This window comes from Litoribaculum gwangyangense (genome assembly GCF_039543505.1).
Lineage (GTDB): Bacteria > Bacteroidota > Bacteroidia > Flavobacteriales > Flavobacteriaceae > Litoribaculum > Litoribaculum gwangyangense.
Genome location: NZ_BAABJW010000002.1, coordinates 504,070 through 518,983, shown reverse-complemented (window position 1 = coordinate 518,983; position 14,914 = coordinate 504,070). Strand labels below are relative to the sequence as shown.

9 protein-coding genes are annotated in these 14,914 nt (G+C 35.4%); 5 read left to right on the top strand and 4 right to left on the bottom strand.

Annotated features, from left to right (window positions below):
• The first annotated feature begins 1 nt into the window (after nucleotide 1).
• From ABD963_RS07855 to ABD963_RS07835, 5 genes are read left to right on the top strand one after another with little or no spacing between them, the layout of a single operon-like run.
• Nucleotides 2-2,662 (top strand): thiol-activated cytolysin family protein, encoded by a 2,661-nt coding sequence (locus ABD963_RS07855; protein ID WP_345276399.1) that lies wholly within the window; start codon nucleotides 2-4, stop codon nucleotides 2,660-2,662.
• A gap of 10 nt (nucleotides 2,663-2,672) precedes the next feature.
• Complete coding sequence (locus ABD963_RS07850; RefSeq protein WP_345276398.1) at nucleotides 2,673-4,040, top strand: DUF11 domain-containing protein; 1,368 nt, start codon at nucleotides 2,673-2,675, stop codon at nucleotides 4,038-4,040.
• 59 nt (nucleotides 4,041-4,099) lie between these two features.
• Nucleotides 4,100-7,126: a hypothetical protein gene (locus ABD963_RS07845; protein ID WP_345276397.1), complete on the top strand. Its 3,027-nt coding sequence runs from the start codon at nucleotides 4,100-4,102 to the stop codon at nucleotides 7,124-7,126.
• Nucleotides 7,127-7,143: 17 nt separating this feature from the next.
• A complete protein-coding gene (locus tag ABD963_RS07840; protein WP_345276396.1) occupies nucleotides 7,144-7,755 on the top strand; it encodes a hypothetical protein in 612 nt (203 codons plus the stop codon).
• A 22-nt stretch (nucleotides 7,756-7,777) separates the two neighbouring features.
• Complete coding sequence (locus ABD963_RS07835; protein ID WP_345276395.1) at nucleotides 7,778-8,725, top strand: hypothetical protein; 948 nt, start codon at nucleotides 7,778-7,780, stop codon at nucleotides 8,723-8,725.
• Here ABD963_RS07835 and ribB read toward each other — a convergent pair.
• The 4 genes from ribB to ABD963_RS07815 are packed head-to-tail and all read right to left on the bottom strand — an operon-like array spanning nucleotide 8,722 to nucleotide 14,899.
• Entirely contained in the window at nucleotides 8,722-9,867 is a 1,146-nt protein-coding gene (gene ribB, locus ABD963_RS07830; protein ID WP_345276394.1) for a 3,4-dihydroxy-2-butanone-4-phosphate synthase, read from the bottom strand. The genes ABD963_RS07835 and ribB overlap by 4 nt on opposite strands.
• A gap of 31 nt (nucleotides 9,868-9,898) precedes the next feature.
• Nucleotides 9,899-11,866, bottom strand: coding sequence for an LptF/LptG family permease (locus ABD963_RS07825; RefSeq protein WP_345276393.1), 1,968 nt, complete (start codon nucleotides 11,864-11,866; stop codon nucleotides 9,899-9,901).
• Between the two features lie 8 nt (nucleotides 11,867-11,874).
• Nucleotides 11,875-12,510 (bottom strand): outer membrane lipoprotein periplasmic chaperone LolA1, encoded by a 636-nt coding sequence (gene lolA1 / locus ABD963_RS07820; protein WP_345276392.1) that lies wholly within the window; start codon nucleotides 12,508-12,510, stop codon nucleotides 11,875-11,877.
• 13 nt (nucleotides 12,511-12,523) lie between these two features.
• A complete protein-coding gene (locus tag ABD963_RS07815; protein WP_345276391.1) occupies nucleotides 12,524-14,899 on the bottom strand; it encodes a DNA translocase FtsK in 2,376 nt (791 codons plus the stop codon).
• Nucleotides 14,900-14,914: the final 15 nt, after the last annotated feature.

Below are 14,914 nucleotides of genomic sequence, written 5' to 3'. Positions count from 1 at the left end.
AATGAAACTTGCCAATATTATTATTTTATTATTTGCCTTAACTTTTCAAGTCACTCTTGCTCAAAACTTTCAAGACAATCTAACCCATGAAGCTATCGGTGACTTTCCTAGTAATTGGGATTTGGTTGGTGGTTTGGCTTCGATAGACCAAACTGCAGGCAATAAATTCATAAGTATTCATCATGGTGGCATCATAAAACCAATTGTAAACGATCAAACTAATAATTATATAAATGGCGATTTTACTATTGAGTTAGATATTTTCTTTGATACCACCTCGTCCCTTTATGGTCAACGTTTTTATTTGCGTTTATGGGATGGTGCCTATGCTTACCAAAACAATGATATACGCTACAAACCTTTTGCAATTTACCGCGATGGACTAGAAACCGATTGGAACCAACCAGAAATGGGAAATGCAAAAAACCATTTAACAACTTTACAAACTTTAGATGCTGTATGGCGTCATCTCAAAGTAGAATGCAACTCTGGAAAATTAAAAATTCTTTTAGACGAACAATTAGTACTCTTTTTACCTAGATTTAAAATGCAGCCCACCATGGTTTCTATTGGTGGTGGTATTAACGATTCCCGATATCCTGCTAAGATTGGGTTTACAAATTTTATGCTTTATGGAAGTCAACTTTCAGAATCTTCTACAAACACATCACCCAATGAAACACAAAATGATGACACCTCTAATTCAGATGGTACTGCTACAAATTCAACCAATACAACTTCGGTAAACAATGGAGCTGAAGCAACCCATGCAGACAGTGATACCAAAACCGTAAACACGAGCGATTTTGGACCAAGTAACCCTAGCTCAACTTTAGGCACAGGAGGAATTAACCCCAATTCTGACTCATCTGGCATGGTTTCATACGATGTTGGCTTAAATAACAACACAAACAACTCAGACCTTTCAGATATTAAATATAATAGACCTTTAAAAAAGATTGAATTACAAGATCAAACCAAAGGCAATAGGATTATTCAGGTTAAGCCCACCAGTTTTATCGAAAGAAACACGTCAACTTCAACCAACTTAGGAGAACAAACCGTGGGTTCTGAAAAGTGTTCTACAACCAAATTAACGCTATCTGCTAATAATGAATCTTTTAATGAATTTGTTACTCAAAATTTTCAGGGATGGATGCTTCCTGGAGCCATATTAAAAGCAGATCATTACATATCCGATAGGAAAACGGTGATCTATGTGGACAGAAAGCCCATTACCCTTACAACCAATTTAATTAACGCACAGCAAAGTAGTTTTCAGGTGAACAACCCAGGTAATTTGAGTGAACTTCAAGATGCCGTAAGACAAATTCAAATGCTCGCAGATGCCCATGTGGCCAGTAATATCAGCTTTGATTATCATGAAATTCATTCTAAGGAGGATTTAGAATTTAAGATTTATGGAAAATACAAGGGTACTAATATTCAAGCAGAATTGGATTTGGATTTTACGCAAAACAAAGAAACCCATTATTATATGATGGACATGACGCAGAGTATGTTCACCATTTACAATTCAAAGTTCGACATGTTTAACACCTTTGTTAACGATACCAACGTGCATTACAATAATTTGCTCTATGTTTCTAGTGTAACCTATGGAAGACGTGCTATTGCTATTATTGAATCAGATCTAGATGTCAAAGATTTTAACCTTTCCATTAATGGCTATTTTTCTGCCATGAAAAAAGAAGCGTCGTTGGAATCAGATATCAGTTATTTTAACAGTAAAAATAATTTTAAAATGAAGGCGGTGTTTTACGGAGGTATTCCGGGTGCAGCTTTTGAAGCAATTGAAGCCTCCAATGAAGCGCAACGGCTTAATCTGTCTCGTTATTTTAAAGAAGGAGCAGGAGACCCAAGATATGCCTTACCAATTTCCTATAAACTCACTAATTTGGAAGGAGCAGAGATGGGTTATGGCTCTAGTTTTAACCAAACCCTTACTAGATGTGTTCCTATTAATTCCGGTACTAAACTCAAGGTTACATTAACAGATTTGCAATGTATCAATAAAAGAGATGGCGGTAATAATCCAGATGATTATGCTTTGAGAATGGCCTTAAAGTACGTTGCGAATGGTTCTGAAAAAAATGCCATCTCTAGTGAATGGGGTGGAAAATACCCGAATGATTTATGTGTTTGGGATGTACCCGTTTATGAAAACAATAAACTGGCTTGTGGCGATCAATATAGACAAATTCATTTACCAGAATCTCGGATTCAAACCAATAATATTAACAATGCAATCACATTTAATCTTACGGCTGCTGAATTGGCAGATGCCAATGCAACCATGACCCTTTATAGTTGGTTAAAAGAATACACCGATGGTAACGATTTGGTGTTATATAATAGTTCGATACAAATAAAGATTTCTGATATTTTGACCGACCTCATGTTAGGAGATCAAGCGCATGGCTTTACACTTAACTTTTTTGACGATGCAGTTTCAACATCGGGCAAATACAAATCCTATGGTTATAAATCTACTGAGGGCATGTGGTTAAGACGCTCTTGGATAAGTCACCAAGAATATAATCCTAAAGTCCTAGAGGGACCTATAGTACTGGGCACCAAAACCACGAATGATGGGAACCGTGGTGCCGCATGGATAAAATTTGAATTATTACCAGATTAAAATTTTAATTATGAAAACAAAACATATCCTCTTATTAGTTCTTACCTTTTGCTTAAGCTACAATGTAGAAGCCCAACTATTAAAAAAACTAAAACAAAAAGCCGAACAAGCTGCCGAACGTACCATCCTCAGAAAAACCGATGAAACCGTATCTAAAAAAACGGAGGAAGTTATAGATGATGTTGCCAACCCTAATACCGATAAACAAAAAGACACGAAAAAGGAGGTAGAACTTCCCGAATCTGATAAAAAACAACCTTCACAAAATGGAGTAGCCTCATCCAATACACAATCACTTGAAGCCGATTTACACTTTCAAAACAGTGTGCAACCCGAGGTTACCCAATTAGGTGGTTCTGTTACCTTTAACATGGCTGTAAACAATAAAGGTCCAGCTGCTTCTAATGATATAGTTTGTAAAGTGGTGATACCAAAAAGTTATGAAGTAGCCAATATTTCGGTATCACAAGGTAACTATGACAAGAATTCCCAATTATGGACGGTTGGTACATTGGACGCCTGGAAAAGAGCTACACTTACCGCTATGGTTATTGTTTTGGATGATAAGGATTCAATGACCACGGGGGAAATTATAAGTTGCAGTACCAAAGACCCCGATAGCACACCCAACAATGGTATCGATACAAACGGCAATGGACTTATCATCGACGATCAAGGGGATGAGGACGATGGAGATGGACAAGATGTAAAAATAAAAGAAATAAGACAGGTGGTCTCAACCAATGGAAATGGAGAAGACATTAAAATGATGTTAGAACATAAAAAGGATAAAATCATTTCTTTTTTAGATTTTGACACTATGGCGATGCGTATGGAATACCATAGTAAGGGCAAAAATCCAGACCCGGTCTATTGGGATAAAGATGGTTATATATATTCGGGTGAAAAAGGGCAATACTATAAAATACCATTTGATCAAGTTAAAAGCATGGGCAAAAACATGGTTAAAATGTTTAGCCAAGGTAGTGAGGGTATGCCAGGAGCCTTTGTTCCAAAAGTGAATGGCAAAGAAGTGAATCTAGAATTTCCTAATGAACCTATTGTGTATAATGGCTATGAATTACACGTTTACCCCAATAAATATCCTATGGTAGAGTGGGCGTTTGTGTACCACCCTAAAATTTTTAGGGGTGCTGATGATGTTAAAGAAGAATCGGTGACCTGTAGAGGGAAAGCAGGTTGTACCAAATTCACATCGACAGCAGGAGAGAGTGTAGGGTCGACAGTTTTATTCGACCACAAAGACCGATTAGCAGAAATAACGAACCCCGATGGAGCTTCTGCAGTTTATACCTACGAGCCTACAACAGTTACATTACCTGCAGCACAAGTATTCAATTTCAATTTTGGGAATTAAATTTAAAATATATGATTTAATAATTACAAGCTTATAAACCAAGATTATATTTAAAAACCATGACCCCCGAAGCATCACGTAGATTATTTTTTAAACACCTCATATTGGGTGGAATGGGCGTTTCTTTATTTCCACAGATGCTGGGTTGTAAAGACAAATCGGTAACTTTAAAAAAAGGTACTGGCAAACCGCCATTTAGTGTTTGGGAAGAAATAATAGATGCCTTAGAAAAAAGCCCAGACAACCTTATAGGGATGCGAAAAAATCTGGTATTACAAAAAGACCCCAAGGCTATTGTGGAATTTGTTAGAAATGGTTTTAAGCTAGTGCCTAGAACCACCGATTTCCTACATGATATCAGCAGGCATAGCCAATATGGCATTCATGCCGCCATGCGTAGCGGACTTTCAACACCACGAGAAAAGGCAGAGATTTTAAAAGATATGCTTGTAGAAGCCGGATTTGAAGCCAATGTTGTGGTTGAACAAACACAGATTACCATAGACGAAGCCAAAGCAATAGTTTTTAATTCGGATAGTCCCATCTTCAATCCGCCTATTTCTGATAAAAAAATAAAAGAGTGGCATAAAACATTGGAACTTGAAAGTGAAGGGACTCATTTTAATGAGATTCCCAATGCTATTACTCAAGCCAATCAATTCGCTGATAGTCTACTCAACCAACTAGACGAGAAATACATTCGAAACAGTCCGGTTCACTTTAGGTTTGATGCTGCCAATATCCCATCAGTGGTATTTAAAGAGAACGGAGAAGAAAAATATGCCCATATTTTTGACCCTAAAGTCCCTTACGGTTCTTTACATCCAACCAACAAGAACCAAAGCTTTAAAGAGGCTCCAGCACTTAACTCTATAAAGGATGATGATATTACAATCACCTTAAGCTGTAGAAATGCGTTGGATAATTGGAATGAAACCGAACTTATTAAAGGCTCCTGGAAAGCCTCTCAGCTTATTGGTAATCAGGTCAAGTTACAATTTCTAAATAATATGTCTTTGAACGATATGGCTACTCAATCCATAAGTCAGATTTCCAGTTTCACGCCTTGTTTAGCATTACAAGATTTATACAAGGACACTAAAAATTTAGAAGAACATTCTTTTTTGGGTGAACCCATCACCCTTGAAGGAGAAAGATTGCTTCAAAATTCAAATTTTGTTCAAAATGTAGACAATACAGAAAAAGGCAATCCTAAAGATGTTGTTAGTTTGGATGCGAATATAGAACCCAAAGCATTTCCAAAAGTACGAGTAACGCTTTTCCCCAAAGACAGTAATGGAAACATAGTTGAAAACCTTGGTGCCAAAAACTTCAAAATAACAGATAATGGTAGAGTCGTTACAGGTTGGTTGCAACAAAATAAAATAGTGCCACGGGTTTTACTCATGTACGATACCTCTTTAAGTATGCCAGAAGCCTACAGGGGCGAAGGGGTAAGAATTTTTTTGAACAATTTACAAGAATCTATTAAACGAGTGTATCCAACGGCACTCATTCAATTACAAGAAACTGGTTCCGATATTTTTACCTCCTTGTTAAAAGCCAAACAAACCGACAATGACTTAATATTATATGCCACCGACGGTGATTGTTTTGATGAATACGACAGCGCATTTCAACCCATTTACGATTCAGGGCCACCTGCCATATTTTTAGATGTTAGGCCTAATGGTTATATGTATAATAGATTATCCGCTAGTATGGAAATACACAGCATTCCTGCCGATGATCAAAATAAAACCATAGAGGCGGTCAAAACGCATTTAAGTGCCATGACTTTTGCGCCTTACGTTCTTACCTATCATAGCTTCGAGGAGAAAAAGAAACACCAGGTTAAGGTAGAATTGTTAGAAACCAATAAATCCGTTACACAAAATTTTGAATTTCCAGCCTATAATGATTTTAGTACAGCCAATAGAATTATTGGATTGTATCTTGAGGTTAAAATCGGAAGCAAAACACCTATTAGGAGAGTATTGGCTGGTTGGGACAATATCATTAATCGCGATTTTAAACCGAATAGATCCATGACCGAAGAAGTCCATGATATGCTTTTAGGAAGTGTGGATTTGTGCTTTGAACGTGAAGGTCCAACCCTGTCTTTACAACTTACCGAATACCTAAGAGCCATCATGAGTCATAGACAATGGCATGAAGCGGTACAGGATGGTAATTTTGAAACCGCTTTAGAACAGCTTAATAAAGGAACATTTAGTTACCCATCTCATTTTTTAAGTATGATGCAACCTTTACCCAATGGTATCAACAACCAATCAGCTACCTATCCAGAAGGCTACCGAATAGGTGTTTTAAAAATTAAACCTGCGCTTCATGGAAAATCCAGTGATGTGTCGTTTGATTATTTACCAACATCGAACTATATGACAATTACCAAAGATGGCGTGGGAGCATTTTCAGAAACTATTAGAAAAACAGCATCCTTGGCACTATTAGAACATCAGGTTTTTGAGACGAGTGCTTGGTCATCTCTAAAAAATAAGACTTTGGCATTCAATCGCGAATCCAGCAATGATGAACGGTATAGCACAAAATCTCTCGGAGAGAAGAACAATTACTTTAGGCTACGTGTTTTTGCGGGTTCAACACTTAAATTCTTTGATAGTTCTACGGAAAGTATGGCTTATTGGATGATTAATCCAACATCTGGAGAACTTTATGGCGTACTGCCAGACCAAACGGGTGGCGGTCAAAAATCAACTTACCAACAGCTTCAAGAATTGGAAGAAGTCATGAAAGGTTACAAAGATATCATGGCTAAAATGGGGCTCGGTCTTGGTGTTACGGGTATAGGAACCATGCCGCTTGGAATAGTTGCCACTTACAGTATGACTCTTGTGAAATTATACGCCCTAGCTTCTCAAGCACTTATTCTAATGAATACTACTGGCATGTCTGAAGACATCACTTTAGCATTACAAGAACTAGCCTGTAATGTGTATAAAGAGATTTTATACGATTCTTTATATTCCTTGGGTTCCGCCATGGGAACCATAGAAAATTTAATTGCTTCGTTGGGAGGTGATTTTAACTTTTTTAAATGTTAATCGATAAATCAATAGAAATGAAAAAACCAATTTTATTCATGCTAACCTGTATCTCGCTTATACTTTTATCTACCTGTAAAAAGGTAACCAACGATTTAAAAAATGAGATAGAGATTACGCAAAGTACCATAAACAATGCAGCTAAAGTGGCAAAAGAGGCTCCGAAAACCCAAGATAAGATGGAAAAGCTAAAAGAATTGCCACATTTAACTAAGGTACAATTCGAGTCTTGGTTGCCTAAAACCTTATTAGATTTACCGTTGTCTTCTTCAAGTATTAATATGTTACCGGGAGTTGGTTCTTGTGGCAGTAACTATAATATAGGCAATAAACGGATTCGAGTTATGATAATTGATGGTGCTGGAGAACGAGGGGCAAGTGCTGTTGGTACCTATATGTTTTCAAGTCAAATGGATTATGATGAAGAAACCAGCTACGGCTATATTAAATCTCGATTTGTCGATGGTATGAAACTAAAAGAAACCTATTCAAAAGGTAATGATAAATATAATATTTCGATGTTTTATGCTGAACGATTTGCTGTAGATGTTGAAACCCAAGAAGTAAAGCATGAGGACATCGATAAGATCATAAAGGAATTGAAATTACAACAATTAACCAATTTTTAAAACATCATTAAACCAATTAATTATGAAATCTAACTTTTTACTTTTAACCATTATCTGTAGTACTTTGTTTTTTAGCTGTAAATCAGACAAAAAAACTGAAACGACTTTTGAATACGAAGAAGTCATTGAAGAAAAACCTAATTACATAGAAATTACCACCAAGAGCATGGAGTTCTTTGCTCCCGACACCATTCCATCTGGTTGGAACACCTTTAAATACAATAATCAATCTAATGAGACCCATTTCTTTTTACTAGATAAATATCCTGCTGGCAAAACGGTTGAAAATGCCATAACCGATATTGCTCCTGTTTTTGAGGAAGGTATGGATTTAATTAATGAAGGTAAACCAGAAGAAGGTTTTGCTGCCTTTGGCAAATTACCCGCTTGGTTTGGAGAGATCGTATTTTCTGGTGGCTCTGGATTAATTGCGCCGAAACATACCGCTATTACGACTGTAAATTTAAAACCGGGGTATTATATCATGGAATGTTATGTGAAAATGCCTAATGGGAAGTTTCACACACTTATGGGTATGGCGAAACCACTTGTAGTTACCGAGCAAGATAGTGGTAATGAGCCTCCAAGCCCTACCGTTAATATAATATTGTCTGGTGAAGATGGCATTACTTATGATAAAGGTATTACCAAAGGAAAACAGATATTTTCAGTATTTGTAAAAGATCAAAAACCTCATGAAAATTTTATATGGCATGATATCAACTTAGTTAAGTTATCCGAATCGGCAAGTGAGGAGGCATTAGAAAAGTGGATGGATTGGTCTGATCCTAAAGGGTTAATTACTCCGGTTCCAAGTGGTGTCACCTTTTTAGGTGGTGTAAATGATATGCCAGCGGGAAGTAAAGGTTATTTTTATGCTAATTTAGAGCCAGGGAAATATGCTTTTATATCTGAAGTTCCCAATTCAAAAGAAAAGAGGCTTTTTAAAATTTTTGAAGTAATTAATTAATACTGAATATAATCAACAATCTCCAATCCATAGCCAATTAAACCAACGCGTTTGGTTTGTTCCGTATTGGAGATCAGTCTTAATTTGTGAATATTTAAATCATGTAAAATTTGAGCACCTATACCAAAGTCTCTAGAATCCATGTTGATTCTTGGGGCTTTGGAAACCTCATTGGGCTTTTGATTTTCTTTTAAAACAGCCAGTCTGTTTAAAATATTCATGGACTGTGATTCTTGGTTAATAAAGATGATGGCGCCCTTTCCTTCATCATTGATAACCTTAAACATATTGTCCAATTGCTCATCAACATTATTGGTTAAAGTACCTAAAATATCGTTATTAACCAATGTAGAATTAATACGTGTAGGCACTTCTTCATTATCTTTCCAAATACCTTTCGTTAAAGCTATATGTATTTGATTATTAGTTGTTTGTTTATAGGCTCTTAATCTAAAACTTCCAAATCTAGTTTCGATTTGAAAATCTTCTTTTCTCTCAATTAAAGAATCATGTTGCATTCTATATGCTACTAAATCTTCTATGGAAACAATTTTTAAATCTAGTTTTTTTGAGATCTCTAAAAGTTCAGGTAAACGTGCCATGGAACCATCTTCATTCATAATTTCAACAATCACACCAGCAGGTTTTAAACCCGCTAACCTAGAAAAATCAATAGCCGCTTCGGTATGTCCTGTTCTACGTAATACACCGCCTTCCTTAGCTACCAATGGAAAGATATGCCCTGGACGAGCCAGTTCAAATGGTTTGGTTTCATCATTGATTAGTGCTTTTATTGTTTTAGACCTATCACTGGCAGAAATACCCGTAGTAACACCGTTACCTCTTAAATCAACCGATACAGTGAATGCAGTTTCCATTGGATCGGTATTGTTATGAACCATCATGTTCAATTCCAACTCTTTACAGCGCGTTTCGGTTAAAGGTGCACAAATAAGGCCCTTACCATGAGTGGCCATAAAGTTTATCATTTGCGGTGTTACTTTTTCTGCAGCAGCAACAAAATCGCCTTCATTTTCACGATTTTCATCATCAACTACTATAATAACTTTTCCGTTTCTAATATCCTCAATAGCTTCCTGTATGGTGTTTAATTTAAACTTAGAAGCATTTTTTTGTGTCATGGTTTCCGCATTCATTATGCAAAGATATTGCTTATTTTAAAGATTCTAAACAAATTAGTTTTAAGTCTTCCTTTATTTTATCATTTAAAAAGATGTATGTAATAAAGTATAAAGGAAAGCCGAGTATGATTAGAAATAGGTTTGGTTTTTTTGTGCTCTTTTGAATGTGGTTGTAAAATTTAAATATGTTCAATAACGACTTGATATAATAAATTACAAATAAAACAAATGAAACAAGACTTAGTTGAATGGATGCTGAAGCCAAAGAAGGCATTTTATTGTTCTTAAAAACAAAATGCAGGATAAGCAGTATAACCCCGATTATAAATAAAATAATGGCAAATTTTGAGTGTGGTTTGTAGTCTTTTCTTATTATTGTTTCTGAAGTATCAAAATCTTCGTTTATAACTAATCCCATATCACGCAAACTATCAATAGTATTTCCTCTTGATTCCAAAACTTTTAAAGCTTCATATCTGCAGGATTCGTCATGTCCTAAAGTTTCGAAATGGTTGATAACATTGATAAGTTCATTGTTTTTATAAGATATTAAAAATCGATAATCAACACTGTCCTTAGGTTTAATTTTAAGGGCATTTTTTAAAGGTTCAATCACACTATCAAAATCAAATAACCCTTTATCAGCCGTAGCTCGTCTGGTCAAGAAAATACCCAAAGGCAACATAATCAGTGTAGAGAACCAACTTGCCAATATAGGGTTAAACCCACCTTTTTTAGCACTATTTGTAGCAAAAATACCAATGAAATGGTAAGTTAAAAATAGTACAATGGCTATAACCATGGGTAAGCCAATACCTCCTTTACGTATTAATGCTCCCAAAGGCGCGCCAACAAAAAACAGTATAACACAAGCAAATCCCAAAGCAAATTTTTCATGTAAGGATATAATGTGTTTATTAATATTTTCTTCTGAGATTTTTAGGGCTGTTTTTTTAGTGGAAATAATTTGTTTGGGGGTTGAAATAGTTCTTGAAGCGGCCTCAAGAATCTCTACTTTCTTTTTAGTATCCAATACATCCAATAAATTTCCTGTGTAAGCAGAGTCCTTGTTTTTTTCAACTGATTTTAAAAAATTATTTACAAAACTGGATCGCAATTCTAAATTTTTAGCAAATGTTACATATTCTTCCTCACTTTTTTTTACCAATGAGTCTAAGGATTTATTTAAACCAGCAACATCCAACATATTATATTTGTCGGTTTGAGATTTTTCATCAAAATCCACATTATTTAATTGCGATAAATCAATGTTGATAACCTTTTTCTCAAAAGTACTTTTAGCAAAAGGATTGGTGTTTCTATTTCTGGGGTTGTTTGAGGATAGGTCGCTGTAATAATGTCCATCTTCTAAAATAAGTTTTAATACATTAGAATTTTTTTCACTGGCAAGCTCTCCAGTTTTGGAAATAATAGTGGTTGCATTGGTTCTCCCATTGTCGCCTTTAATGTGAATCGTTACATTTTCTAAGAATTGGTCTCTATCACCACTTTTACTGGCGAATTTAATATTATAAGTTCCCACCTCGTTAAACTGCCCTTCAGCCAGTAACATGGCAGGTTTTAATTTGGCAATATTCCTCCTTAGATTATACGAATTCAACTCCGCCCAAGGAATCACATTATTTGAAAAGAAAAACGTCGTAATGGCCAATATTACAATAAAAACGCTAAGTCCAGACATAGCTCGTTGCAGCGAGATGCCAGTCGATTTCATGGCGGCAAACTCATAGTTTTCAGCAAAACTACCAAATACCATAATGGAAGCTAAAAGAATAGTGAGTGGTAATACTAAAGGGATGAGTTTGGGTAAAAAGTAGAGAATAAATTTAAATACCACAGCAATATCCAGATCTTTACCAGCCAATTCTTTTATGTAAAGCCAAATAGTCTGTAAAATAAATATCAGCATGAGTATTACAAACACACTGACAAAAGTTTTTAGGTATGTAGTTAATATGTATCGATCTAATATTTTCACAAACGCACCTAATCTAGTTTATTGATGTAGTAATCTTTGTATTTGTTGGCATCAAAGGTAAATAAGGATTTGGATAAAGGTGTATTTGTTTTGAAAGAATTAACGGTTAAAGTAGTTTTGGTGCCATTTTTTCCAATTTGGATTAAATTGTATATGTGTTTTGTTTGTGAATCAATACCCAAGAGAATATTTTTAATCTCAGAATTGGAATCAATAGGCGTTAATTTTACATATTGAATTTTTCTACCATTTACATTTTGTTCAATATCTAGAGAGTAAGTATACCCATCCTCATAAAAAGATAACATTTTGCTAGGTGTTATGGCATCATTTTCATCATCATTTTCGGATGAAATCGTCACTTCTTCATCTTCAGAACTTATACTGTAGGTATTTTTGCCATCATACAAGCGCGTTACCCCTAAGATATTCAAACGGTATTTATTACCTTGCATAACCACATCACCCTTGGTTTCTTGCTTTATGTTTTCAGAAGTATTTTCAAGCACATACTTAAAGTCCAAAGAAATATTCTCATAACCTTTCACTTTGTTAGAAACCTCGTTCAATAGTGTTTTTGCTTTGTTTTGTGAAAATGCACTTAACGAAAGTGTTATCAATAAAATACTAGTATATATTTTCATGTTTTGTGTTAAATTAAATTTCATCTTCTAAAAGTTTGTCCAAGGCTGTTAAATCTGAAACCAATACTTGCCTAGCTTTACTACCTTCAAATGGTCCAACTATACCAGCAGCTTCTAATTGATCAATCAACCTACCAGCTCTGTTGTAACCTAATTTCAATTTGCGTTGTAATAAGGAGGCAGAACCTTGTTGAGCCGTTACTATCACCACCGCTGCTTCTTTAAAGAGTTTGTCTCTGTCCGATATGTCTATATCAAGACTTGTGCCACTTTCTTCGCCAATATATTCTGGCAACATGTAAGCATCTGGGTAGGCTTTTTGCGAGCCAATAAACTCTGTTATCTTTTCTACTTCAGGTGTATCTACGAAAGCACATTGCACACGAATGACATCATTACCTTGAGTAAATAGCATGTCTCCTCTACCTATAAGTTGATCGGCTCCCGAACTATCTAAAATAGTTCGAGAATCGATTTTTGAAGTTACCCTAAAGGCGATTCGTGCAGGAAAATTAGCTTTAATAATCCCTGTGATAACGTTTACAGATGGGCGTTGTGTCGCAATAATTAAATGGATACCAATGGCTCTAGCCAATTGAGCTAAACGAGCAATAGGTGTTTCTACTTCTTTACCTGCAGTCATGATTAAATCTGCAAACTCATCAACAACCAAAATAATATACGGTAAAAATTGATGACCTTCGTTCGGATTTAATTTCCGCGCTTTAAACTTCACATTATACTCTGCTATGTTTCTGCACATAGCGTTTTTAAGAAGTTCGTAGCGATTGTCCATTTCAATACAAAGAGAGTTTAATGTATTGATTACCTTGTTGTTATCAGTAATAATGGCCTCCTCACTATCAGGGAGTTTCGCTAAATAATGTCGCTCTATTTTATTGAAAAGGGTAAGTTCTACCTTCTTGGGATCTACTAAAATAAACTTTACTTCAGCAGGGTGTTTTTTATAAAGTAAGGATGTTAATACGGCATTTAATCCAACTGATTTTCCTTGCCCTGTAGCACCAGCCATTAATAAATGAGGCATTTTCGCTAAATCTACGACAAAGGTTTCATTGCTAATGGTTTTACCCAAAGCTATAGGAAGTTGCATTTCTGAACTCTGGAATTTTTTAGAGGCAATCACCGAACGCATCGATACAATGGTTGCGTTTTTGTTTGGAACCTCTATACCTATAGTTCCCTTGCCTGGTATGGGTGCTATTATACGAATGCCTAAAGCTGCCAGAGAAAGCGCAATATCATCTTCTAAGTTTTTTATTTTTGAAATCCTTATACCGGCATCAGGCACAATTTCGTAAAGCGTTACAGTGGGCCCAATAGTAGCTTTGATGCTGGCAATGCCAATACTATAGTTTTTAAGGGTTTCGACAATTTTATTTTTATTCTCCTCTAATTCTTCTTGATTAATTTGAATCCCTTCAGAATCATATTTTTTGAGCAAATCTAGCGGCGGAAATTGATATTTAGCCAATTCTAAAGTAGGATCAAATAATCCAAAATCTTCAACCAATTTATTAGCAAGGTTATCCTTTTCTGATAGTTCTTCAGATACTTTTTCAACTTCCATTTCAATATCTAAATCCTCATCTATATCTTTAGTAGAAACTTCAAACTCTACGGGTGTTATTTTTGACGATTTTGTTTCTGAAGCGTTATTGGTGTCATCTGATAGGTCAAAGGCAGATTTGATAGCTTCAGCCTCGTCGGATAAATTATTGTCAAATGAAACTATGTTCTCGTCATCTAGTCCTGAAAATTCATCTTTAATATTATTCTTTGCCGATTTAAAAAGATGCGTAAAACTCTCAAATGTCACTTTGAAACGAATTGCTAAATAGGTTATTAAACCAAATAGCAATAATAGAGAAGTTCCTATTTTACCGATGTAATCTTGCAAAAATGAATTTACCTCAAAACCAATGGTACCTCCCAAAATGTCATTCTCATCTTTGAAAAAACCAAAAAAAACGGATAACCATATAACAATCAAAATACCCCAAAACCAATGCTTTCTAAGTTTTGATTTATTGAGGTTCATTAGCACATATACTCCAGATATAAAAATGAGTCCAGAAAATATAAACGATGCCATGCCAAAACCTCGCTGAATAAAAAAATCACTGAGCCAAGCCCCTGATTTACTTAACCAGTTCTGGGTTTTTATGTCACGAGAAGTAAAGTTGGATAAACTACTTTGGTCTGCTTCACCTGTAAAAAAGAATGATACAAAAGCGATAAAAAGTATCAGGCCAAAGATAACTAGAAAGCTTCCTAAAACCAATTTTTGTTGGCTAGATAGCTTAAAACTAGGGAGTTTAAATTTTTTTCTAGGGTCTCTTTTAGTCTTGGTTTTGCTTTTAGCCATTAATGTTTTTTAGTT

Coding starts and splice junctions, on each gene's coding strand:
- ABD963_RS07855 (WP_345276399.1), top strand. CDS start 2: ATGAAACTTGCCAATATTATTATTTTATTATTTGCCTTAACTTTTCAA.
- ABD963_RS07850 (WP_345276398.1), top strand. CDS start 2,673: ATGAAAACAAAACATATCCTCTTATTAGTTCTTACCTTTTGCTTAAGC.
- ABD963_RS07845 (WP_345276397.1), top strand. CDS start 4,100: ATGACCCCCGAAGCATCACGTAGATTATTTTTTAAACACCTCATATTG.
- ABD963_RS07840 (WP_345276396.1), top strand. CDS start 7,144: ATGAAAAAACCAATTTTATTCATGCTAACCTGTATCTCGCTTATACTT.
- ABD963_RS07835 (WP_345276395.1), top strand. CDS start 7,778: ATGAAATCTAACTTTTTACTTTTAACCATTATCTGTAGTACTTTGTTT.
- ribB (WP_345276394.1), bottom strand. CDS start 9,867: ATGACACAAAAAAATGCTTCTAAGTTTAAATTAAACACCATACAGGAA.
- lolA1 (WP_345276392.1), bottom strand. CDS start 12,510: ATGAAAATATATACTAGTATTTTATTGATAACACTTTCGTTAAGTGCA.
- ABD963_RS07815 (WP_345276391.1), bottom strand. CDS start 14,899: ATGGCTAAAAGCAAAACCAAGACTAAAAGAGACCCTAGAAAAAAATTT.